The organism is Cupriavidus sp. FW305-3-2-15-C-LB2 (assembly GCF_058787575.1).
In genome coordinates, this window is sequence record NZ_JBYSZW010000009.1 from 99,802 (window position 1) to 120,399 (window position 20,598).

A 20,598-nucleotide genomic window follows, 5' to 3' on the forward strand; every position below is an offset into this window, starting at 1 on the left:
CGATGTCCGGGCCGTGGCCTGCGCCGAAGTGACCATGAGGCTGCGCACGCCAGGCGCGCCGGAGGATTCGTCCCGCTCCATTTGTGCTTGTGGCGCAAGACTGTTTGTGCCGCCAGGGTCTTCGAATACGGAAGCGAATTGCCTAGATTGGAACCCATCGGAGCCGCCGGCCCGATCGGCAAACAAGCCGATTCAATCTACATCGAGGTTCAAGAAAATGAGTGCAGCACAGAAAGTCGTAGTCGTCACGGGCGCATCGCAAGGCATTGGCGCCGAACTGGTCAAGGCGTTCCGGGAGCGCGGCCATCGCGTTGTCGCCACGGCGCGCACCATCAAGCCGTCGGACGACCAGGACATCCTGGCAGTCGCCGGCGATATCGCCGATCCGTCCACGGCGCGCCGCGTCGTCGCCGAGGCCGTGGCAAGGTTCGGCCGCATCGACACCCTGGTCAACAACGCCGGCATCTTCGTCGCCAAGCCGTTCACCAGCTATACCGACGAGGACTACGCGGCCGTCACCGGCATCAACCTGACGGGCTTCTTCCATATCACGCAGCTGGCCATCGCCGAAATGGAGAAGCACCGCGGCGGCCACGTGGTCAGCATCACGACCAGCCTGGTCGACCATGCGATCAGCGGGGTGCCGTCGGTGCTGGCCTCGCTGACCAAGGGTGGCCTGAACGCCGCGACCAAGTCGCTTGCCATCGAGTACGCCAGGACCGGCATCCGCGCCAACGCGGTCGCGCCCGGCATCATCAAGTCGCCGATGCATGCGCCGGAAACCCATGAGGCGCTGGGCGCCCTGCACCCGGTGGGTCATATGGGCGAGATGCGCGATATCGTCGATGCGGTCCTGTATCTCGACAACGCGCCGTTCGTCACGGGCGAGATCCTGCATGTAGACGGCGGCCAGAGCGCAGGGCATTGAGCGGACACCCCCGCGGCGCGCGCCGGCGCACCGCGGGTGTTACCCGACGGCGCGACGGGGGAATACCCGTCGCGCCGTATTGCGTTAATCTTTCGGTGCCCGGCGCCGCGCCTGGCGGTTTTCAATCAATCTGCCAAGGTGACGCCGATGGAAGCACACACCGACCACATCCTGATCGTGGATGACGACCGCGAAATCCGTGAACTGGTCTCAACCTACCTCACCAAGAACGGCTTGCGCGTTACCGTGGTGCCTGACGGGCGGCACATGCGATCGTTCCTGGACGTCAACAGCGTCGACCTGATCGTGCTGGATGTAATGATGCCGGGCGACGATGGCCTGGTGCTGTGCCGTGAACTGCGGGCGGGCAAGCACAAGGCCACCCCGGTGCTGATGCTGACCGCGCGCAGCGACGAGACCGACCGCATCATCGGCCTGGAAATGGGCGCCGACGACTATCTTGCCAAGCCTTTCGCCGCACGCGAGCTGCTGGCCCGCATCAAGGCGGTGCTGCGGCGGACCCGGATGCTTCCGCCCAACCTGCAGATCACCGAGGCCGGGCAGCTGCTTGCATTTGGCGACTGGCAGCTCGACACCACCGCGCGCCACCTGATTGACCAGGATGGCGTCATCGTCGCGCTGAGCGGCGCGGAATACCGGCTGCTGCGCGTCTTTGTCGACCATCCGCAGCGCGTGCTCAACCGCGACCAGCTGCTCAGCCTCACGCAGGGCCGCGAAGCGGAAATGTTCGAGCGCTCGATCGACCTGCTGGTCAGCCGCTTGCGCCAGCACCTCAGGGACGACGCGCGCGAGCCCCGCTACATCAAGACCGTGCGCAGCGAGGGCTATGTCTTCTCGACGCCCGTGGAGATCCGGGAGGCACGCCAGTGAATCTCCGTGCCTTGCCCTGGCCCCGTACGATGGGCGCGCGGCTGTTCCTGATCCTGCTGGCCGGCCTCATCGTCGCCCATGGCCTGTCGTTCGGCGTACTGTTTGCCGAGCGCTACATCACCGCGCGCAAGGTCATGCTCGGCACCCTGGAGACCGACGTCTCCACCTCGATCGCCATCCTCGACCGCCTGCCCGCGGCGGAGCGCCCGCAGTGGCTGCGCCACGTGAATCGCGGCGCCTACCAATACATCCTGGGGCCGGGGCTGCCAGGCGTGCCGGAGATGTCCGCGCAGGCCACGGAAGTCGCCGACCGGATCATGGAAGCGAGCGGCGGCCGCTTCCCGGTCAGGGTCGAGTCCATCCCCGGCCAGGGCAAGCGCATGCAGGCCCACCTGACCCTCAGCGATGGCAGCCCGCTGACCATCGACGTGCATCCGAAGCCGACGCCGGTGGCGCAATGGCTGCCTTATGTGCTGCTTATCCAGTTGCTGCTGCTGATCCTGTGCTGCTGGCTTGGCGTGCGCCTGGCGATCCGCCCGCTGGTGGCGCTGGCCAATGCCGCCGACGCGCTCGACCCGAATGCCAGCACCCAGCCGCTGGGCGAGACCGGGCCCACCGAACTGGTGCGCGCCGCGCGCGCATTCAATGCCATGCGCGAACGCATTGCCCGCTTTGTCGAGGAGCGCGTGCAGATTCTGGCCGCGATTTCCCACGACCTGCAGACGCCGATCACGCGGATGAAGCTGCGCGCAGAAATGACGGAAGACTCTGAGGAAAAGAGGAAGCTGGTGCAAGACATCACCGAGATCGAAACGCTGGTGAAGGAGGGGCTGGCCTACGCGCGCGCCATGCATGGCGATGGCGAGACGCCGTCGCGGATCGACATCGGCTCGTTCGTCGAGAGCCTGGTCTACGACTACCAGGACACCGGCAAGGCCGTCACCATCCTGCAGCGTGCCGGCGGCACCCTCGACACGCGCCCGCATGCCTTGCGCCGCATCCTGACCAACCTGACCGACAACGCCCTCAAGTTCGGCGGGGCGGCGGAGCTGAGCGTGCACCGCGAGGACGGCGGCGCGGTGACCATCAGCGTGCTCGACCGCGGGCCCGGCATCCCGGCTGAGCAGCTGGAGTCCGTGCTGCAGCCGTTTGTCCGGCTTGAGGCATCGCGCAACCGGGAGACCGGCGGCACCGGCCTGGGCCTGGCGATTGCGCACCAGCTTGCGCTGGCCATCGGCGGCTCACTGACGCTGCGCAATCGCGAGGGCGGTGGCCTGGAGGCGCGGCTCAGGGTGGGTTGAGCCGCCGCCCGCTACGTTACCAGCCACCCCCCAGCGCACGGAACGTTGCCACCGCCGCGCGGGCATTGTCGGCGCCCACACGTGCCTGCTGGTCGCGCGCGGCCAGCAGCAGGCGGTCTTCCTCCAGCACTTCGAACAGGCTGACCGCGCCGCCCTTGTAGGCGTCCTCGGCGGCGCCGCGCGAGCGCGCGTGGGCAGCCACTTCCACGGTCAGCTCCTTGCCCTGCAACTCCAGCTGGGTCAGCGTGATGATCGCGTTTTCCACGTCCTCGGTGGCGCGCAGCATGGCCTTGCGGTAGGTGGCCAGGGCTTCGGCGTTGGCGCCTTTGGCCTGCGCCACTTCGGCATCGACCCGGCCGAAGTCGAACAGCCGCCAGCGCAGTCCCGCGATCGCGGCGGGCTGGAAGGCGGACCCGGTGAACAGCTTGCCGGCGGAGAGGCTCTCGAAGCCGAGCAGCGCTGACAGCGACAGCTTCGGGTAGTACTCGGCAGTGGCCACGCCGATGCGGGCACTGGATGCCGCCAGCCGGCGCTCCGCGGCAATCACGTCCGGGCGGCGTTGCAGCAGGTTGGCCGGACCTTGCGCCACGGCGATCTGCGGCACGGCGGTGCGCTCGGTCGGCGTCAGGAGTTCAGCGGCATAGGTGCCCGGATGCGCGCCCATCAATACATCGAGCCGGTTCAGCTGTGTCTCCAGTTCGATCTGCAGCGGCGGGATGGTCACGCGGGTCTGTGCCAGCTGTGCTTCCGCCTGCGCGCGTTCCCGCTCGGCGCCGATGCCATCGGCCAGCCGCAGCTGCACCAGCTCGAGCAGCTTTGCATTGGTCCGCACCTGCTGTTGCGCGATGGCGATGCGCTGCTGCGCGCCGCGCACGCGGAAGTAGGCATCGGCCGCTTCGGCGGCTACCAGCACGCGCACGCCCATGTGCTCGGCTTCCGCGGCCTGGGCCTCCGCGCTGGCGGCCTCGGCGCCGCGCCGCAGGCCGCCGGCCACGTCGATCTCCCAGCTTGCTCCCACACCAGCGCTGTACACCGTCTTGTTGCGCTCAAAGCCCGGCGCGTTCTTGCCGAGGCTGCCCAAAGGCCCTTCCAGCGACTGGCGCTGCCTGGCCACGCTGCCGGACAACGATGCCTGCGGCAGCAGTTCGGCGCCGGCGTGGCTGGCCGCGGCGCGGGCCTGGTCGACCCGCGCAATCGCCGCCGCCAGGTCGAGGTTCTGCTCCAGCGCGCGCTGGATCACGCGCGTCAGCGCGGGATCGTCAAAGCCCAGCCACCAGCTGTCCAGTGACGGCGCGGGCTGCGTGGCCTCGCGGGCGTCCAGCGCCGCTGCGTGCGGGTAGGCCACGGGCATGTCCGAGGCCGGCATGTGGTAATCGGGGCCGGCCGCGCAGGCCACCAGGGCGGCCGCGGCGCTGGCCGCAAGCAGGGTGGGCAGGAGGCGGGCGATACCGGCGCGGGTGCGCCGGAGCGGGGGACGGAATGGACTTTGGGGCATGACGGACACCTTTCAACAGCGACGAATAAAGCACAAGCCAAAAACTAACTTGCATGATGATAGTTACTACTCTAGACTAACTTTCAAATTGATAGCAACCCCAATTTCGGAGGAAGCCACTCATGCAGAGAAAGCCGCTTGCTGAGACGCCTTGCCCCATCGCTCGCACGCTGGCCTGCGTTGCCGACAGCTGGAGCGTCCTGATCCTCCGCGAAGCCTTCTATGGCGTGACGCGCTTTGATGAGTTCCAGCAGAACCTGGGCATCGCCCCCAACATGCTGACCCGCCGCCTGAACTCGCTGGTCGAGGACGGCTTGCTGGAGCGCCGCCCGTACTGCGACCGCCCGCCCCGTTCCGAGTACATCCTGACCGAGCGCGGCCATGACTTCCGCCCGGTCCTGCTGGCCATGCTGGCCTGGGCCAACAAGCATCTCGCGCCCGAGGGCCAAAGCGTGCAGCTGGCCAACCGACTCACTGGCGAGCGTGTCGAGCCGGTACTGGTCGATGCCGCCAGCGGCCGCCCCGTCACCGACCCCGATTTCCACATCGTCCCCGGGCCGGCGGCTACCGACGGCCTGCGGCGCCGGCTGGACCGCTCGGCCGAAGCCTGACCCGAACTATCCCGAACCCTACCGAACCCTCCACCCATGCCGCCTCGCAGGCGGGATAAGTCCTGAAAGCAGAAAGGAAGTGCCATGAGCAGTAATACGCTGACTGAACGGGCGGGTACCGAACCCGTTCCCGCTTCGAAATCCAAGGCCAGCCCCAGGCGGCTGCTGGCGACCGGCGCGCTGGTTGTGGCCGGATTGGCCGCAATCGGATACGGCTACCACTGGTGGACATCGGCTCGCCACCTGCAGCGTACCGACGACGCCTACGTCGGCGGCGATGTCACGGTGATCGGCGCCAAGGTCGGGGGCTACATCGCGGAAGTCGCGGTGACGGACAACCAGACGGTCCACGCGGGCGATGTGCTGGTGCGTATCGACGACCGCGACTACCGCGCCGCACTGGCCAAGGCCGAAGGCGCCGTGGCGGCGCAACAGGCACTGCTGGCAAACCTGGATGCCACCGCGCGCCTGCAGGAGGCGGTCATCGCCCAGGCCAAGGCCGGCATCGCGGCCACCAATGCCGACACCGTACGGGCGCGCGACGACCAGGTGCGCTACGCCAGCCTGGTGGCGAAGGCGGCTGTCTCCATCCAGAGCTCGCAGAAGGCTGACTCGGACTACAAGCAGGCCCAGGCCAATGGCGAGAAGGCGCGTGCGGCGCTGCTGGCCGCGCAGCGCCAGCTGGACGTGATCGGCACGCAGAAGCAGCAGGCGCAGGCGTCGCTGGCGCAGGCGACCGCCGAGCGCGACATCGCGAAGCTGAACCTTGGCTATACGGAACTGCGCGCGCCCGTGGACGGCACCGTGGGCAACCGGCGCGCCCGCGTCGGCGCCTTTGCCGGTGCCGGCAGCCAGTTGCTGTCCATCGTGCCGGCCAGCGGGCTGTGGGTGGACGCCAACTTCAAGGAAGGGCAACTGGCGCACATGCGCCCCGGCATGCCGGTCGAAATTGAAGCCGATGTGCTGCCGGGGCGGGTCTTCCATGGCCACGTCGCCAGCCTGGCGCCGGCCACCGGTGCGCAGTTCAGCGTGTTGCCGCCGGAGAATGCCACCGGCAACTTCACCAAGATCGTCCAGCGCGTTCCGGTGCGGATCCGCCTGGACGAGCAGGATGCCCGGCTTGGGGTCCTGCGCCCGGGGCTGTCGGTGATCGCCCAGGTCAACACGCAGCCAGGCAAGCAGGTGCAGTGATGACCACGGCTACCCTGACCACCCCTGCGTCCGCCGTGGCGATGCCGGACGAGATGTCCACTGCCGCCAAGGTGTTCGCCTTCAGCACGATGTGCGTGGGCATGTTCATCGCCTTGCTCGATATCCAGATCGTCTCCGCCTCGTTGCGCGATATCGGCGGCGCGCTCTCGGCCGGCGCCGATGAAACCGTGTGGGTGCAGACCAGCTACCTGATCGCCGAGATCATCGTCATTCCCTTGTCCGGCTGGCTGTCGCGCGTGATGTCGACGCGCTGGCTGTTCGCCGCCTCCGCGGCGGGCTTCACGGTGGCCAGCCTGCTGTGCGGGGTGGCGTGGGACATCAACAGCATGATCGTGTTCCGGGCGCTGCAAGGTTTCCTGGGCGGCTCGATGATCCCGATGGTGTTCACCACGGCCTTTGCCTTCTTCGTCGGCCCCCAGCGTGTCATCGCCGCCGCCACGGTCGGCGGGCTGGCCTCGCTGGCGCCGACGCTGGGGCCCACCATCGGCGGCTGGATCACCGATCACTATTCCTGGCACTGGCTGTTCTTCATCAACCTGGTGCCGGGTATCTTCGTCACCATCGCCGTGCCGCTGCTGGTCAAGATCGACCGGCCCGACTGGTCGCTGGTGCGCGGTGCCGATTACCTGGGCATGGTGCTGATGGCGCTGTTCCTGGGGTGCCTCGAATACACGCTGGAGGAAGGGCCGCGCTGGGACTGGTTCGGCGACGACGTGATCCTGGCCACCGCCTGGATCTCCGGCCTGTCGGGCGTGGGCTTCATCTGGCGCACGCTGACCTATGCCAACCCCGTGGTGGACCTGCGCGCGCTCAAGGACCGGAACTTCGCGCTCGGCTGCTTCTTCTCCTTTGTCACCGGCATCGGCATCTTTGCCACCATCTACCTGACGCCGCTGTTCCTGGGGCGCGTGCGCGGCTTCAGCGCGCTCGATATCGGGCTGGCGGTGTTTTCCACGGGCGTGTTCCAGATGGCATCGATCCCGCTCTATGCCTTCCTGGCCAACCGGGTCGACCTGCGCTGGTTGATGATGATCGGCCTGGGGCTGTTCGCGGTGTCGATGTGGTACTTCGCGCCCATCACGCACGACTGGGGCGCGGCGCAACTGCTGCTGCCGCAGGCGCTGCGCGGCATGGCCCAGCAGTTCGCGGTGGCGCCCACGGTGACACTGACCCTGGGCAGCCTGCCGCCGGAGCGGCTCAAGCTTGCGTCCGGGCTGTTCAACCTGATGCGCAACCTGGGCGGGGCCATCGGCATCGCCGCCTGCGCGACCGCGCTCAACAACCGCGGCAACCTGCACTTCCTGCGCGAGGCAGAGCACCTGAACATCCGTAATGAAGCCATGGGCAACCTGTTGCAAGGGATCAGCGACCAGTTCGTCGCGGTCGGGCACGATGCCCTCGATGCGCAGACCGCCGCCCTCAGGCAATTGTGGGGACTGGCCTGGCGCGAGGCGCAGACCCAGACCTTTGGCGACATCTTCCTGCTGATCCTGGTCTGCTTCGCGATCGCCACCGCCATGGTGCCGCTGATGCGCAAGGTTGCAGCGCCGAAGGGTCCGTCGGCAGACGCGCATTGATTGTGGAACGACCATGAAAGTCAGTCTGTGCAATCGGCTCCTGCCTGTCGCGCTGATCGTGGCGAGCGCCACGGTGGCATATGCGGGGGAGCGCCCGCGCGAAAACGGTGTGGCGTGCGCTCGTGCAGCTAATGCCTATTGCAATCTTCCAGATCAGGGCAACAGGCCAATGCCGCAAGGCGTGCCGCAGGGAGAGTCCGCTTGACTGGCGTGCCAGTCCTTCAGCCGGGCTGCTTTGTATCCAAGTATGTCGCCATCGCGGATACATACACAGCGATACAAATCCCCTGAAATCCGACACATTCCGCTTGCCATGGCCTCCTAGACTCGTGCTCACATTGATCACGCAAACGGGAGAAGCAAATGTCGAAGACAGTCGATCTACCTCGTCGAGGCTTTCTGGGTGCAGCGGCAGTGACGCTGGCCACCGCGCCGTTCGGGCTGCCGCAGGCCGCCCGCGCGCAAACCGGTCTGTCGAAGGCGCCGGCGCTGCCCTTGACCACGCCGGGCACCCATGCCAGCTTCGCGCCGGTCAGGCAAGTCAACGCCGGCGTGCTCAATATCGGCTACGCCGAGGCCGGCCCTGCCACAGGGCCGGTCGCGCTGCTGCTGCACGGCTGGCCCTACGACATCCACAGCTTTGTCGACGTGGCGCCGCTGCTGGCGGCCCGCGGCTATCGCGTGATCATTCCCCACCTGCGTGGTTTTGGCTCGACGTCCTTCCTGTCTGCCGACACCATGCGCAACGGCCAGCCCGTAGCGATAGCCGCCGACATGATCGCGCTGATGGACGCGCTGAATATCCGCAATGCTGTAGTGGCCGGCTTTGACTGGGGCGCGCGCACCGCCGACATCATGGCGGCGATCTGGCCGGACCGCTGCAGGGGGCTGGTCGCGGTCAGCGGCTACCTGATCGGCAGCCAGGCAGCCGGCAAGCAGCCGCTACCGCCCGAGGCCGAGCTCCAGTGGTGGTACCAGTTCTATTTCTCCACCGACCGGGGCCGCGCCGGCTACCAGAAGTACACCCACCAGTTCGCCAGGCTGATCTGGAAACTGGCATCGCCGCAATGGAAGTTCGATGATGCGACCTTCAACCGCAGCGCCGCCGCCTTCGACAATCCCGACCACGTCGAAATCACCATTCACAACTACCGCTGGCGGCAGGGGTTGGCCAGCGGGGAAGCCAGGTTCGACGACCTCGAGAAGCGGCTCGCCACGGCCCCCACCATCGGCGTGCCCACCATCACCATCGAGGGCGATGCCAACGGCGCGCCGCACCCCGAGCCCAGCGCCTATGCCAGCAAGTTCACGGGCCGCTACGAGCACCGGGAACTGACAGGCGGGATCGGCCACAACCCGCCGCAGGAAGCGCCCACGGCGTTTGCGCAGGCGGTGCTCGATGTAGACAGGCGCTGACGCATGAGGGGCGCAATGCGCAGATTGCTGATACTGGCTGCCATGACGCTGTCAGCGCTGGCATCGGAGCTGGGCGGCGCTGGCCATCGGTGCGCATGGTCGGGCATGCCCCGGACCATGCGCCCGGATAAGCGGGCACGAAACAAGGGCGGCTCGGGCGCTGAAGGCATTGCCATGCTTCAGCGCCCGCCGCCGCCCGCCTGCCGCGCTCAGCGCAGCGACCTGAACGCTGCGCGCAACTCTTGAGCGAACAGCTGCGGCTCTTCCCATGCCGCGAAGTGTCCCCCCTTGTCGACCTTGTTGAAGTAGGTCAGCCGGGGGTAGGCGCGCTCGGCCCAGCTGCGCGGGGCTTGATAGAGCTCGCCGGGAAATACCGTCACGCCTACAGGCACCTTGATCTGTGCGGTCATCTGCTCGGCGGCGTTGAAGTTGTTGGTGTTGTTTTCCCAATATAGCTGTGCTGACGACGTGGCGCTGTTGGTGAGCCAGTAGAGCGTGATGTCGTCGAGCATCTCGTCCCTGGTCAGCGAGCGCTCGGGGTTGCCACCGCTGAAGGTCCAGGCGGCAAACTTGTCATAGATCCATGCCGCCTGCCCTGCGGGGGAATCCGCCAGGCCATAGCCCACGGTCTGCGGGCGGGTCACCATCATCGCGGCATAGCCGCCGCCCAGCGTATACAACTTGTTCATCGACTCGAAGGCTGACTTTTCAGCGGCGGACAGGCCGGCCGGCGCTGCTTCGCCGTTCTTCAGCGCCCGGGCGATGTCCGCTGGCACGGTGGCGGGCATATTGACGTGAATGCCGAGCAAGCCCTGTGGTGCCTGGCGGCCCTGCGCATGCGCCACGACCGAGCCCCAGTCGCCGCCCTGTGACACATAACGTGTGTAGCCCAGCCGCTTCATCAACACATCCCACGCACCTGCAATGCGGTCGGGACCCCAGCCGGTCCCGACGGGTTTGCCGGAGAAGCCGTAGCCGGGCATCGACGGAATCACCACATCGAAGGCGTCCTCGGCACGGCCGCCGTAGGCGGTGGGATCGGTGAGCGGGCCAATCACCTTCAGCAGTTCAAAGACCGAGCCCGGCCAGCCGTGGGTGATGACGAGCGGCAGCGCATTGGGATGGCGCGATCGCACATGCAGGAAGTGGATGTCGAGCCCGTCGATCCTGGTGACGAACTGGGGGTAGGCGTTCAGCTTTTGCTCTGCCTTGAACCAGTCGTAGTCGTTGCCCCAATAGCGCACCAGCTCCTGGATCTTCGCCAGCTGCACGCCCTGCGATTGATCGGATACCGTCTCGCGGTCTGGCCAGCGCGTGGCGGCGATGCGCTGGCGCAGGTCGGCCAGTGCCGCTTGCGGGAAGCTGGCGTGGAAGGGGCGAATGGATGCGTCCTCGGTCGCCGCGCGTTGCGGGATTGCGCCGCCTTCGGCGGCCGGCGATGCCTGGGCGTGGCTTGGCAAGGCCAATTGAGCCAGGCATAAAGCGATCGTGGCGATGGCAGGTGCCGTGCGTGTTGCGTGGAGTTTCATGTCGATACCAGGTAGAGGGAAAGTGGAATCCGGTCAGCGGCGTGTCGTTGGCGGGTGCACGTCGGGTTTCGGTTGATACACCGCGGCGGCGTAGATGGCATCCGCAACCTGCTTCGGCCTTGACAGCTGCGGTACGTGGCTCGTCGGCAGTGTCACGATGCGGGCGGAGATCTTCTGTGCCATCGCTTTCTGCAAGGCGGGCTGGATCATGTGATCCTGCTCGCTGAGGATGTACCAGGACGGCCTGGTCCGCCATGCGGCAACCGTGACCTTGTCCTCGAAGCTCTTGCCGCTGACGGGTCCCTGTGTCGCCGCCATGATCCGGGTCTGGGCCGCTGGCACGTCCTGGGCGAAGTGTTTGGACATCCCCTCGGGCGTCAGCGTCAGGAAACCGTCCTTGTCAGCGACGATGAAGCTGGATCCCTCGGGCTTTGGGTAATCCTTGGCCAGGTCCGCCACCGACTGGTTTTCCGAAGGTGCAAACGCCGCGACATAGACCAGGGCCTTGACGCGCTCATGCTGTCCGATTTCAGAGATCACCACACCGCCCCAGGAATGCCCCACCAGCACGACCGGTCCGGCCTGCTTGTCGAGCGCGCGGCGCGTGGCTGCCACGTCGTCGGCCAGGGAAGACAGCGGGTTCTGGACCGATACAACATGAAGCCCCTTGGACTGGAGCAGGGCAATGACCTTGTCCCAGGCCGATCCGTCGGCAAAGGCGCCGTGCACAAACACCACCGTGGTAGCGCGGGTGTCAGCAGCCGGTGCGGCGGCGGCTGTGCTCGCAGCGGCTGCAAGGCTGCTGACGGTGGCAACAAGCGCCGCAGTCCTGATGAACGTATTCAATGTCTTCATGCGATTCCCCTTAAGGGTCAGGTACTAATGGGATTGGAGAGTGGCCGCTCTGCCGGCATCGGCAGCCCGGGTCAGACGGTGAGGGCGGCCACGCAAAGGGCTGTCCCGAAGGCATACGTTCCCAGGGCACCAACGGCGCGGGCCGGATTCGGCCTGGACATGGAGGGCCAGGCAAGCAGTGCAACCACCAGGAGCACGCGACAGGCGGTTGCACCTGCCATGCACCAGACCGCCCAGCCAGGCGGATGCTGAGTTCCGAGGTACAGGAAGAGCACCGCAAGGAACGGCGCGTACTCGGTGGTGTTGCCGTGAGCGCGAATCAGCCGTGCCAGCAGTTGATCGGGCTCGGATGGGTAGCCGCTCAGCACGCCGATCCTGGACCGCTGCACCGAGGTGGCGAGTCCGAGCGAGAACAGAAGCAGACCGAGGACAGTGGTGCAGGCCAGCGCAATGATGTTCATTCGATACCTCGTGGATGGTCGATAGCGCGCATTGGGAGAAGCCCATCGGGAGTTGATTGACAGTTTCAGGATAGGGTCCTAGCCTTTGTCCTGAATGACGAACTTCCCTCGTTTCAGGACAACATGAACCAAATCGGCCTCGTGCTCTTCCCCGGCTTTCAGATGCTCGATTTGGCGGCGGTGTCGGTCTTCGAGATGGCTAACCTCGAAGTGCGGGTCCCGGCCTACGAAATCCATGTCGTCTCGGAACGCGGCGGGGCCGTGAAGAGTTCAATGGGCACGGCGATCCAGACCACCGCGATGGATCCGCTGGCTTTTGACACGCTGATGGTTGGGGGCGCTACCTCGGTGCCGGCGCCATCGCCCAGGCTGCTGCGCCTGCTAGGCCATGCACTCGAGCCGACCAGGCGCATGGCCAGCATCTGCACAGGGGCGTTCATCCTCGCCGAGGCCGGCATCCTGGACGGCCGGCGGGCTACTACGCATTGGCACCATGCCAGTACGCTGCGGCAGCGCTTTCCTGCGGTGCGCGTCGAAGACGACCGCATCTTTGTCCGGGACGGAACGGTGTGGACATCGGCCGGCATGACGGCATGCATCGACCTTGCGCTGGCACTGGTAGAGCAAGACCTGGGGACCGACGTGTCGCGCGCAGTCGCGAAGAAGCTCGTGGTTCATCACCGCCGTGCCGGGGGGCAGTCCCAGTTCTCGATGCTGTCGGAACTGGAATCGAGGTCAGAGCGCATACAAGCGGCATTGACCTACGCCAGGAATCATCTGCACCAGGATCTGTCGGTGGAGCTGCTCGCCAGCGCCGCCAACATGAGCCCGCGGCATTTCAGCCGCGAGTTCCGGCAGAGCACGGGCCAGTCCCCGGCACGTGCCGTCGAGCGCTTGCGCGCCGACACGGCCCGCCTGCTCGTGGAAGCCGGCACGCTGACGATCGAGCGCATCGCCAGCAAGACCGGCTTCTCCGACCCGGAGCGCATGCGCCGGGCGTTCTTGCGGATTTTCGGCGAGCCGCCGCAATCCCTCAAGCGTGCCGCCCGTGCGCGGCGCAGCGAAGAGCCGGCCGCCGTGTGACGGACGGCCAGGCGCTGTGCGTCACGCTATTCGGGACACCGGCGCATGATAATATTCGCATGCGAACGAAATCTCACCCTTTATGACGCACCAGACATGGAACATCGCCTCGTCTACCTGTTGAACGTGGGTCAGCGGCGCCTGCAGCGGTGGTCACAAGCGCGCACTGCCGCGGGTGGCGTGACATCAGCCCAGGCCGGACTGCTTTTCTTCCTGGGCAGCAACGATGGCGCGCTGACGAGCGAGGCTGCCGCGGCGCTGGACCTGGGCGCGCCCGGGATGAGCGGCCTGGCCGACCGGACCGAAAGGGCCGGCCTGATCGAGCGCCGGCCGGACGAGAACGACGGCCGTGCCTCGCGCCTGTGGCTGACGGAGGCAGGGCGCCTGGCGCGCCAGCGTTCCAAGGCGAGCATGAAGGCATTGAATACCAGGCTCACCGAAGGTTTCACCGCCGCCGAGATCGACGTGGTGGCGCGCTGGCTGACCAGCCTGCAGACAAAGTTTCCGGCCGCGGACGAGGGCGAGGTGTAGCCTCGCAGCGGCCGGAGAGCGAGGCAGTCGACTCACTGCGCGGCAACCCTGGTGAAGTCTGGTTTGCGCTTTTCGGCGAAGGCCGAGAATGCTTCCCGGGCTTCCGCACTGGCCAGCCGCTCCTCGAACCTGGCGCTTTCGCTGTTCATCTGCGAAACCAGTTTTTCCGCATTGCGCATGAGCTGTTTCATTGCGCTCAGGGAGCCGGCCGGCCTGGCGGCAATCTTCTCGGCCATCCGGCGCGCATCCGTGCGCAGCTGGTCATTGGCGCAAACCTTGTTCGCGATGCCCCATGCCAAGGCCGTTTGCGCGTCAAGCGGCTCGCCCAGCGCGAACATCTCGAAAGCCCTGACGTGCCCGATCCGCAGCGGGAGCAGGTAACTCGAAGCCGCTTCGGGAACCAAGGCGAGATTGACGAAAGGCGTGATCAGTTGCGCGTCCTGGCCGAGCACCACGTAATCACAATGCAGCAGCATGGTGGTCCCGACGCCGACGGCCTTGCCATTGACCGCGGCGACAATCGGTACGGTCGAATTGGCAAGGGCGCGCAGGAAGCGATGCACGTGACGTTCGCTGGGGCCATTTCCCGACGCGATCGCCGCGAATTCGCCGAGATCATTGCCGGCCGTAAAGCTGTCCCCGTCCCCCTGCAGCAGCAATACCCGGATAGCCCGGTCCTGCTGTGCCTGCTCGATGGTGTCGGCAAGTGCGCCGTACATCTCGTTCGTCAAGGCGTTCATTTTGTCCGGCCGCGCAAGCGTCATGGTCAGCACGCCGCCGGTGAGGTCAATGCGGATTTCGGGGGTCATTGGTCGGTCTCCAGGTGAGAGTTGCACGCTGCCGTGCAGGCATCGCGATTAAGTTCGCATGCGAAGTATATAGATAGTTCGTGTGCGAAGTAAACGGTTGAGGCCGGGCAGTGTGCGGAATCGGCGTCTGGGCGGCGGCGCCCTCCACATAGACGGTGTGGGCAGGGGCGTGCTTCCGGTGCCTCGCGGGCGCGGAATACAGCACAAGCGAAGAACGAACTTGCATGATGATAGTGACTACCCTAGACTGACTTTCAAATCGATAGCAAGCAGGTCTCTCGAGGAAGCCAATCATGCAGAAGAAGCCACTTGGCGAAACGCCGTGTCCGATTGCTCGCACCGCGGCCCGCGTCGCCGACAGCTGGAGCGTATTGATCCTGCGCGAAGCCTTTTACGGCGTGACCCGGTTCGACGAGTTCCAGCAAAACCTGGATATCGCGCCCAATATGCTCACGCGTCGCCTGAACTCGCTTGTCGAAGAAGGCATGCTTGAGCGTCGCCAGTACTGCGACCGCCCGCCCCGCTCCGAGTACATCCTGACCGAGCGCGGGCGCGATTTCCGCCAGGTGCTGCTGGCGATGCTGGCCTGGGGCAACAAGCATCTCGCGCCTGAAGGCGAAAGCGTGCAGTTGACGAACCGGCGCACCGGCGTGCGCGTGGAGCCTGTGCTGGTCGACCCTGCCAACGGGCGCCCGGTCACCGATGCCGACTATCACCTTGCACCCGGCCCCGCCGCCAGTGACCGCGTGCGCCAGCGGTTGTCGCGCTCGACAGACGCCTGAGCCGGATTTCCCGCGCAGCCAATTCTTGCTGCAACCTTCAAGACCCGGCTACCGGGCGCATACCGCATGGAGTGCGTGCGGCCGATTGAAACTGATTGTTTGGTAGGGAGAATGCGATGCATGCAAGAGATGTCGTGCTGTGCCAGCCGGTGCGCACCGCCATTGGCGCCTACAACGGCTCACTGAAGGCCGTTCCGGCGGTTGATCTCGGCGCCGCAGCGATACGGGCAACCGTGGCACGGGCGGGAATCGATCCAGGCGAGGTCGGCAGCGTGGTGTTCGGAAATGTGATCCAGGCCGGCAACCGCATGAACCCGGCCCGGCAGGCTGCCATTGGGGCAGGGCTGCCGGTTTCGGTTCCGGCGATGACCGTCAACCGCGTTTGCGGCTCGGGGGCCCAGGCCATCGCCACGGCAGCGGACGAGGTACGGCTCGGCTATGTAGATATCGCCATCGCCGGCGGCATGGAAAACATGGATCGCGCGCCATACCTGATGCCGTCCGGCCGCTGGGGTCAACGCATGGGCGATTCCGTCCTGTACGACAGCATGCTGCACGACGGCCTGTTTGACGCCTTCTCCGGTGAGCACTCCGGATGGCATACCGAGGACCTTGTCGCCCGCTACGCGCTGACCCGCGAGGCCCAAGACCGCTGGGCCGAGCGTTCGCAGCGGAATTTCGCGCTGGCGCAGGCGAACGGGCGATTCACCGGCCAGATTGCCGGGGTGGCGACCAAAGGGAAGGGCGGTACGGCCATGTTCGAAGTGGACGAAGCCAACCGCCCTGATACCAGCCTCGATACGCTCGGCCGGCTCAAGCCGGCGTTTCGCCCGGACGGCACGATTACCGCCGGCAATGCGCCCGGGCTCAACAGCGGCGCAGCGGCCATGATCATTGCCGAACGTGCGCTGGCTGAAGCCAGGGGGCTGCAGCCGTTGGGACGATTGGCCGCTTACGGTGTCGGGGCCGTGGAGCCCGGCATGTTCGGGCTGGGCCCGGTCCCGGCGGTGCGGCAGGCGCTGCAACGCGCCGGCTGGGAGCTGGGCGACATTGAACGCATCGAGATCAATGAAGCATTTGCCGCGGTGCCGCTGGCTGTCGCGGTGGAGCTCGGATTGCCGCACGACATCATCAACGTCGACGGTGGCGCCATTGCCCACGGCCATCCGATCGGTGCGACCGGCGCGGTGCTGACGACGCGGCTGCTGCATGCCATGCGCGCCGACGGCATACGGCGCGGCATCGTCACGCTGTGCATCGGCGGCGGACAAGGGATTGCGCTGGCGCTCGAGACGCTGGCCTGATCGGTCTGTTCTCGTAGCGGGCATGCATTGATGCAAAGTTCAGCACAAACCATCTGGAGGAGAAAATGAACATTCAATACATCGAGGATCTCGCGGCGGGCCAACGATACGGTTCGGGGCGGCTGACCGTCGCGCCTGAACGGATCAAGGCCTTTGCTGCCGAGTTCGACCCGCAGCCCTTCCATCTCGATGAAGCCGCCGCCCGCGACACACTATTTCGTGGACTGGCTGCGAGCGGTTGGCATACCGCTGCGCTGACGATGCGCCTGCTGGTCGACGGCGAATTCCGGCCCGCGGGCGGCATCGTCGGCGCGGGCTTCGAGGAGCTGCGCTGGCCAAGGCCGGTTCGCCCTGGCGATGAACTGCATATCGAGAGCGAGATACTTGAAGTGCGGATTTCGAAATCGCGCCCCGACCAGGGCGTGGTGAAGGTGCGTACCACAACCTTCAACCAGGCCGACGAGCCAGTGCAGGTTTTCACCGGCAACCTGATCGTCCAGTGCCGCCCCGCAGCCGCCGCGCAGGCAGAGGCGTCATGAAGATTCTTGTACTCGGTGCCGGGGGCATGGGCGGCTACTATGGCGCGCGCCTGATCGAGGCAGGCGCGGATGTCACCTTCATGTTGCGGCCCGGCCGCGCGCGGGCGCTGGAACGGGTTGGCCTGGCCGTGCGTAGCGAACTTGGCGACTTCCATCGCCCGGTAAAGATGGTCCTGGCCGGTCAGGTCGGCGCGCAGTTCGACGTGGTACTGCTGGCATGCAAGGCCTACGACCTTGCCGACGCGATCCGGGCCATCAGCCCGGCCGTTGGCCGGGACACTGCGGTATTGCCTCTGCTCAACGGCCTTGACGCCTATGACCGGCTCGACCAGTGCTTTGGCAGGCAACGCGTGCTGGGTGGAGTCGCATACATAGCGACAACGCTGGCGGCGGATGGAACCGTCGTGCACGCCGGCCGCATGGACCGGCTGGTAGTCGGCCCGCGCGCCGCGCAGGGGTCGGCATTGGCCGCGGATTTCCATGCGCTGGTGTCCAGGGCGGCCGGTACGCGTGAGCTATCGGGCGCCATCGGGCAGGAGCTGTGGAACAAGTGGGCCATGATTGCCGCCGGCGCAGTGATGACATGCCTGATGCGCGGGACCGTGGCGGACATCATGAAGACCCAGGATGGCCGTCGCCTGATGCTTGACGCGATTGCGGAGTGCCGCACGGTGGCGCAACTGTACGGCCATGCCATCCCTGAACCCGTTGTCGCTGCCATGCAGGCCCGACTGCTGGACGAAGCATCGACCTGGGCTGCCTCGATGATGCGGGATATAGCGCGGGGCGCCCCACGCATAGAAGCCGACGCCATCGTCGGCGATCTCATCAAGCGCGCAGCCGGGTACGGGCATGAGCTTCCGTTGAGCCGTGCGGCATATTGCCACCTGCAGGTCTATGAGCGCCAGCGCGCTGCGCACCAGACGGCTGGCTGAGCAGCCTTCGCCCATTCATGGAAATCACCAATCACGACATGACTATGCCGTCAGACTGTGCTGCGCGCGACCGAGGATGTCGAAAATGCCTTCTCGGCGCTGATCAAGCGTGAAGATCCGGCCGGCACGCTGGCACAAGGCGAGACATCGCCGGCGTTAGAAACTCCGGCGTGCGTGGTGCTTTCAGCAGATCGGCCAGCACCGCCTCGTATTCGCGCCGGTAGGACGCTTTCAGGTGGTGGTCCCTGAAATGCTGCTCGCTGCAGGCCCAGTTCTCATAGAGAACCAGGGTGTCAGGATCTTCGAGCGAGCGGTGCAGATACGTGTTGATAAAGTCCGGCTCCTTCGACATCTGCTCGAGGACATCAAGCAGTCTCGACTCTAGCTCAGCGCGCCGCTCGGGCTTGCCCGGCAGATGGACGATAAAGGCAATGGATTGGTTCATGAAGCTGCTCCAGGCAGGATGGGCCACCTCATGCGCAGACCGCGCCCACGCCGCGGCCCGCAGAGGCATTGACTTACAGTTGGCTCATGCCGCCGTCGGCGATGATTTCCGTACCGACGATGAAGGCCGATTCGGGCGCCGACAGATGCAGCACCGTCGACGCAATCTCCGCCGGCAGGCCGAAGCGGCCCAGCGGAATCCGGCTCTGGATCTGCGCGGCAGTGGCCGACAGGGTGTCGGCTTCCAGGCCCAGCTTGCCGTACAGCGGCGTCGTCACCGGCCCGGGGCTGACCACATTTACCCGGATGCCCGAGCTGACCAGCTCACCCGACAGGGTCCTGGCAAGCGAGATCAGTGCTGCCTTGCTGGCGGCATACACGGAAGACATCGGCATGCCGATGCGCGCATTGATCGAGCCGTTCAGCACGATCGACGTGCCCCGGTTCAGCAGCGGCAGCAGCGCCTGGATCTGGAAGTACGCGCCCTTCACGTTGGCGTTGAAGGTGGCGTCCCACAGTGCCTCGTCCACATCGGCAACGGCGGCAAACTTGGCAATGCCGGCGTTGATGAAGACGGCGTCCAGGCGGATGCCTGCGTCGGTCAGCTGGCGAGCCAGGTCACGCGCGGCCTGCACGGTGCCGGTTTCGTTGCGGATGGCGATGGCCTCGTTGCCGAGCGTGGCGCGGGCGCCCTCCAGTGCCGCTGCGTCGCGGCCGGTGATGACCACGCGGGCGCCTTCCTGGGCGAATGCCTGGGCAGCCGCCAGGCCGATGCCGCTGTTGCCGCCAGTGATCAGAACGGTCTTGCCTTCGAAGCGATTCATGATGTCCTCCAATCGGGAAAGGTGAATTTGAACAATTGCGTGACTGGAGTATGGGCGCTGGCCTCCGGTTTGCCATACGATCAATCCGACGAACACGTTCGAAGGAGTTGCACATGTTGTCGGAGGACGAATTGGCCCTGCTGGAGGCCATCCGGGAGGCCGGCAGCCTGTCGCGCGCGGCGGCCAGGCTGGGCAAGGCGCCGTCCACGGTGTCGCACGCCGCGCGGCAGCTGGAGCAGCGCTTTGATGCACTCTTGTTCGACCGCCGCGGCTACCGCCTGCAGCTGACGCGCGCCGGCGAATTGCTCACCGAAGAAGCCGCCCGGCTTGCGCAGGATGTCGCGCGCGTCACACAGCGCGTGCGGCAGGTCGCCAATGGCTGGGAAGACCGGTTGTGGATCGTGACCGACGAGCTGATGGAATTCGAGACGCTGATGCCCGTCATGCATGCGTTCGACGCGCAGGAATCCGGCGTGGCGCTGCGCGTCACACACGAAGTGCTGGCCGGCACCTGGGAAGCGCTGCGGGATGGCCGCGCCGATCTGGTCATCGGTGCCACCAACGAGCCGCCCGCCATCCCCAACCTGGGGTGGTTCGAGCTGGGCGTGATCGAATGGGTGTTTGCGGTCTCGCCCCGGCATCCGCTGGCGGCCGCGCGCGAACCATTGACACGTGAGGAGATCGCCCGCCATCGTGCCGTGGTGGTGGCAGATTCATCACGCCTCACGGGCGGCCGCGCTTACGGCATGGTGGGCGGTCAGCGCTTGCTGGCCGTGCCGAGCGTGCGAGCCAAGACCCTGGCGCAGCGCGATGGCCTGGGGATCGGCTGGCTGCCCAGGCACCGGGTCGGCTCGCTGCTGCAGCGCGGCGAACTGATAGAGAAGCGCACCGCCGACCCGCGCGAGCCCAACCTGCTCTACGTGGGCTGGCGCGGCGATCACGAAGGCCGCGCGCTGCAATGGTGGCTGGAGCAGTTGCGACGGCCTCGGCTGGCCAGGCTGCTGGTGCGGGGCGTCGACGCCTACGCGTAGCTGGCAGGGCAGCGTCGCACCATCTAAAGTACCTTGTGGC

The 20,598-nt window shown here is 66.2% G+C and carries 21 protein-coding genes; 14 read left to right on the forward strand and 7 right to left on the reverse strand.

Annotation, left to right across the window (positions count from 1 at the left end):
- Positions 1–217: 217 nt before the first annotated feature.
- The 3 genes from AC3WRR_RS09555 to AC3WRR_RS09565 all read left to right on the forward strand — a co-directional run bounded on the left by AC3WRR_RS09555 (position 218) and on the right by AC3WRR_RS09565 (position 3,120).
- Positions 218–928: an SDR family NAD(P)-dependent oxidoreductase gene (locus AC3WRR_RS09555; protein WP_492296781.1), complete on the forward strand. Its 711-nt coding sequence runs from the start codon at positions 218–220 to the stop codon at positions 926–928.
- Between the two features lie 147 nt (positions 929–1,075).
- Positions 1,076–1,819, forward strand: coding sequence for a response regulator (locus AC3WRR_RS09560; protein WP_011617473.1), 744 nt, complete (start codon positions 1,076–1,078; stop codon positions 1,817–1,819).
- On the forward strand, positions 1,816–3,120 hold the full coding sequence (locus AC3WRR_RS09565; protein WP_492296783.1) for a sensor histidine kinase: 1,305 nt from the start codon (positions 1,816–1,818) through the stop codon (positions 3,118–3,120). The genes AC3WRR_RS09560 and AC3WRR_RS09565 overlap by 4 nt, the downstream gene beginning before the upstream one ends.
- Positions 3,121–3,136: 16 nt before the next feature.
- Here the strand turns inward: AC3WRR_RS09565 and AC3WRR_RS09570 are convergent, their stop codons facing one another.
- Complete coding sequence (locus AC3WRR_RS09570; protein WP_492296785.1) at positions 3,137–4,615, reverse strand: efflux transporter outer membrane subunit; 1,479 nt, start codon at positions 4,613–4,615, stop codon at positions 3,137–3,139.
- A gap of 122 nt (positions 4,616–4,737) precedes the next feature.
- On the opposite strand from AC3WRR_RS09570, the gene AC3WRR_RS09575 reads away from it, so the two are divergent.
- The 4 genes from AC3WRR_RS09575 (at position 4,738) to AC3WRR_RS09590 (ending at position 9,431) form a co-directional block, all read left to right on the forward strand.
- Positions 4,738–5,226: a winged helix-turn-helix transcriptional regulator gene (locus tag AC3WRR_RS09575; RefSeq protein WP_492292861.1), complete on the forward strand. Its 489-nt coding sequence runs from the start codon at positions 4,738–4,740 to the stop codon at positions 5,224–5,226.
- Positions 5,227–5,310: 84 nt separating this feature from the next.
- Positions 5,311–6,417 (forward strand): HlyD family secretion protein, encoded by a 1,107-nt coding sequence (locus tag AC3WRR_RS09580; protein ID WP_010810257.1) that lies wholly within the window; start codon positions 5,311–5,313, stop codon positions 6,415–6,417.
- Positions 6,417–8,015: a DHA2 family efflux MFS transporter permease subunit gene (locus AC3WRR_RS09585; protein WP_010810256.1), complete on the forward strand. Its 1,599-nt coding sequence runs from the start codon at positions 6,417–6,419 to the stop codon at positions 8,013–8,015. Before AC3WRR_RS09580 ends, AC3WRR_RS09585 begins: the two co-directional genes overlap by 1 nt.
- Positions 8,016–8,378: 363 nt before the next feature.
- Positions 8,379–9,431: an alpha/beta fold hydrolase gene (locus AC3WRR_RS09590; RefSeq protein ID WP_492296787.1), complete on the forward strand. Its 1,053-nt coding sequence runs from the start codon at positions 8,379–8,381 to the stop codon at positions 9,429–9,431.
- Positions 9,432–9,640: 209 nt separating this feature from the next.
- Here the strand turns inward: AC3WRR_RS09590 and AC3WRR_RS09595 are convergent, their stop codons facing one another.
- The 3 genes from AC3WRR_RS09595 to AC3WRR_RS09605 form a co-directional block, all read right to left on the reverse strand.
- On the reverse strand, positions 9,641–10,960 hold the full coding sequence (locus tag AC3WRR_RS09595) for an epoxide hydrolase family protein (RefSeq protein ID WP_492296788.1): 1,320 nt from the start codon (positions 10,958–10,960) through the stop codon (positions 9,641–9,643).
- A gap of 33 nt (positions 10,961–10,993) precedes the next feature.
- Positions 10,994–11,815 (reverse strand): alpha/beta fold hydrolase, encoded by an 822-nt coding sequence (locus AC3WRR_RS09600; protein ID WP_011617467.1) that lies wholly within the window; start codon positions 11,813–11,815, stop codon positions 10,994–10,996.
- Positions 11,816–11,886: 71 nt separating this feature from the next.
- The gene (locus AC3WRR_RS09605; protein ID WP_011617466.1) at positions 11,887–12,276 is read right to left on the reverse strand and encodes an MAPEG family protein; all 390 of its coding nucleotides are present in this window, start codon (positions 12,274–12,276) and stop codon (positions 11,887–11,889) included.
- A gap of 123 nt (positions 12,277–12,399) precedes the next feature.
- Between AC3WRR_RS09605 and AC3WRR_RS09610 the strand changes: the two genes are divergently transcribed.
- Entirely contained in the window at positions 12,400–13,359 is a 960-nt protein-coding gene (locus tag AC3WRR_RS09610) for a GlxA family transcriptional regulator (RefSeq protein WP_010810251.1), read from the forward strand.
- A 96-nt stretch (positions 13,360–13,455) separates the two neighbouring features.
- Positions 13,456–13,890: a MarR family winged helix-turn-helix transcriptional regulator gene (locus tag AC3WRR_RS09615; RefSeq protein WP_010810250.1), complete on the forward strand. Its 435-nt coding sequence runs from the start codon at positions 13,456–13,458 to the stop codon at positions 13,888–13,890.
- Positions 13,891–13,922: 32 nt separating this feature from the next.
- Here AC3WRR_RS09615 and AC3WRR_RS09620 read toward each other — a convergent pair whose 3' ends face one another.
- Positions 13,923–14,699 (reverse strand): enoyl-CoA hydratase, encoded by a 777-nt coding sequence (locus tag AC3WRR_RS09620; RefSeq protein ID WP_010810249.1) that lies wholly within the window; start codon positions 14,697–14,699, stop codon positions 13,923–13,925.
- A gap of 293 nt (positions 14,700–14,992) precedes the next feature.
- Between AC3WRR_RS09620 and AC3WRR_RS09625 the strand changes: the two genes are divergently transcribed.
- The 4 genes from AC3WRR_RS09625 (at position 14,993) to AC3WRR_RS09640 (ending at position 18,259) form a co-directional block, all read left to right on the forward strand.
- Complete coding sequence (locus AC3WRR_RS09625) at positions 14,993–15,481, forward strand: winged helix-turn-helix transcriptional regulator (protein WP_492292854.1); 489 nt, start codon at positions 14,993–14,995, stop codon at positions 15,479–15,481.
- Positions 15,482–15,597: 116 nt separating this feature from the next.
- The gene (locus AC3WRR_RS09630; RefSeq protein ID WP_011615250.1) at positions 15,598–16,785 is read left to right on the forward strand and encodes a thiolase family protein; all 1,188 of its coding nucleotides are present in this window, start codon (positions 15,598–15,600) and stop codon (positions 16,783–16,785) included.
- 65 nt (positions 16,786–16,850) lie between these two features.
- A complete protein-coding gene (locus AC3WRR_RS09635; protein WP_010810246.1) occupies positions 16,851–17,324 on the forward strand; it encodes a MaoC family dehydratase in 474 nt (157 codons plus the stop codon).
- The gene (locus tag AC3WRR_RS09640) at positions 17,321–18,259 is read left to right on the forward strand and encodes a 2-dehydropantoate 2-reductase (protein ID WP_010810245.1); all 939 of its coding nucleotides are present in this window, start codon (positions 17,321–17,323) and stop codon (positions 18,257–18,259) included. The genes AC3WRR_RS09635 and AC3WRR_RS09640 overlap by 4 nt, the downstream gene beginning before the upstream one ends.
- 103 nt (positions 18,260–18,362) lie before the next feature.
- On the opposite strand, the gene AC3WRR_RS09645 is transcribed toward AC3WRR_RS09640, so the two are convergent.
- The gene (locus AC3WRR_RS09645) at positions 18,363–18,704 is read right to left on the reverse strand and encodes a putative quinol monooxygenase (protein WP_010810244.1); all 342 of its coding nucleotides are present in this window, start codon (positions 18,702–18,704) and stop codon (positions 18,363–18,365) included.
- 73 nt (positions 18,705–18,777) lie between these two features.
- On the reverse strand, positions 18,778–19,527 hold the full coding sequence (locus AC3WRR_RS09650) for an SDR family oxidoreductase (RefSeq protein ID WP_011617463.1): 750 nt from the start codon (positions 19,525–19,527) through the stop codon (positions 18,778–18,780).
- 113 nt (positions 19,528–19,640) lie between these two features.
- Here AC3WRR_RS09650 and AC3WRR_RS09655 point away from each other — a divergent pair, with 113 nt between their 5' ends.
- Positions 19,641–20,558, forward strand: a complete 918-nt coding sequence (locus AC3WRR_RS09655) for a LysR family transcriptional regulator (protein ID WP_010810242.1) — start codon at positions 19,641–19,643, stop codon at positions 20,556–20,558.
- Positions 20,559–20,598: the final 40 nt, after the last annotated feature.

Coding starts and splice junctions, on each gene's coding strand:
- AC3WRR_RS09555 (WP_492296781.1), top strand. CDS start 218: ATGAGTGCAGCACAGAAAGTCGTAGTCGTCACGGGCGCATCGCAAGGC.
- AC3WRR_RS09560 (WP_011617473.1), top strand. CDS start 1,076: ATGGAAGCACACACCGACCACATCCTGATCGTGGATGACGACCGCGAA.
- AC3WRR_RS09570 (WP_492296785.1), bottom strand. CDS start 4,615: ATGCCCCAAAGTCCATTCCGTCCCCCGCTCCGGCGCACCCGCGCCGGT.
- AC3WRR_RS09575 (WP_492292861.1), top strand. CDS start 4,738: ATGCAGAGAAAGCCGCTTGCTGAGACGCCTTGCCCCATCGCTCGCACG.
- AC3WRR_RS09580 (WP_010810257.1), top strand. CDS start 5,311: ATGAGCAGTAATACGCTGACTGAACGGGCGGGTACCGAACCCGTTCCC.
- AC3WRR_RS09585 (WP_010810256.1), top strand. CDS start 6,417: ATGACCACGGCTACCCTGACCACCCCTGCGTCCGCCGTGGCGATGCCG.
- AC3WRR_RS09590 (WP_492296787.1), top strand. CDS start 8,379: ATGTCGAAGACAGTCGATCTACCTCGTCGAGGCTTTCTGGGTGCAGCG.
- AC3WRR_RS09595 (WP_492296788.1), bottom strand. CDS start 10,960: ATGAAACTCCACGCAACACGCACGGCACCTGCCATCGCCACGATCGCT.
- AC3WRR_RS09600 (WP_011617467.1), bottom strand. CDS start 11,815: ATGAAGACATTGAATACGTTCATCAGGACTGCGGCGCTTGTTGCCACC.
- AC3WRR_RS09605 (WP_011617466.1), bottom strand. CDS start 12,276: ATGAACATCATTGCGCTGGCCTGCACCACTGTCCTCGGTCTGCTTCTG.
- AC3WRR_RS09610 (WP_010810251.1), top strand. CDS start 12,400: ATGAACCAAATCGGCCTCGTGCTCTTCCCCGGCTTTCAGATGCTCGAT.
- AC3WRR_RS09615 (WP_010810250.1), top strand. CDS start 13,456: ATGGAACATCGCCTCGTCTACCTGTTGAACGTGGGTCAGCGGCGCCTG.
- AC3WRR_RS09620 (WP_010810249.1), bottom strand. CDS start 14,699: ATGACCCCCGAAATCCGCATTGACCTCACCGGCGGCGTGCTGACCATG.
- AC3WRR_RS09625 (WP_492292854.1), top strand. CDS start 14,993: ATGCAGAAGAAGCCACTTGGCGAAACGCCGTGTCCGATTGCTCGCACC.
- AC3WRR_RS09630 (WP_011615250.1), top strand. CDS start 15,598: ATGCATGCAAGAGATGTCGTGCTGTGCCAGCCGGTGCGCACCGCCATT.
- AC3WRR_RS09635 (WP_010810246.1), top strand. CDS start 16,851: ATGAACATTCAATACATCGAGGATCTCGCGGCGGGCCAACGATACGGT.
- AC3WRR_RS09640 (WP_010810245.1), top strand. CDS start 17,321: ATGAAGATTCTTGTACTCGGTGCCGGGGGCATGGGCGGCTACTATGGC.
- AC3WRR_RS09645 (WP_010810244.1), bottom strand. CDS start 18,704: ATGAACCAATCCATTGCCTTTATCGTCCATCTGCCGGGCAAGCCCGAG.
- AC3WRR_RS09650 (WP_011617463.1), bottom strand. CDS start 19,527: ATGAATCGCTTCGAAGGCAAGACCGTTCTGATCACTGGCGGCAACAGC.
- AC3WRR_RS09655 (WP_010810242.1), top strand. CDS start 19,641: ATGTTGTCGGAGGACGAATTGGCCCTGCTGGAGGCCATCCGGGAGGCC.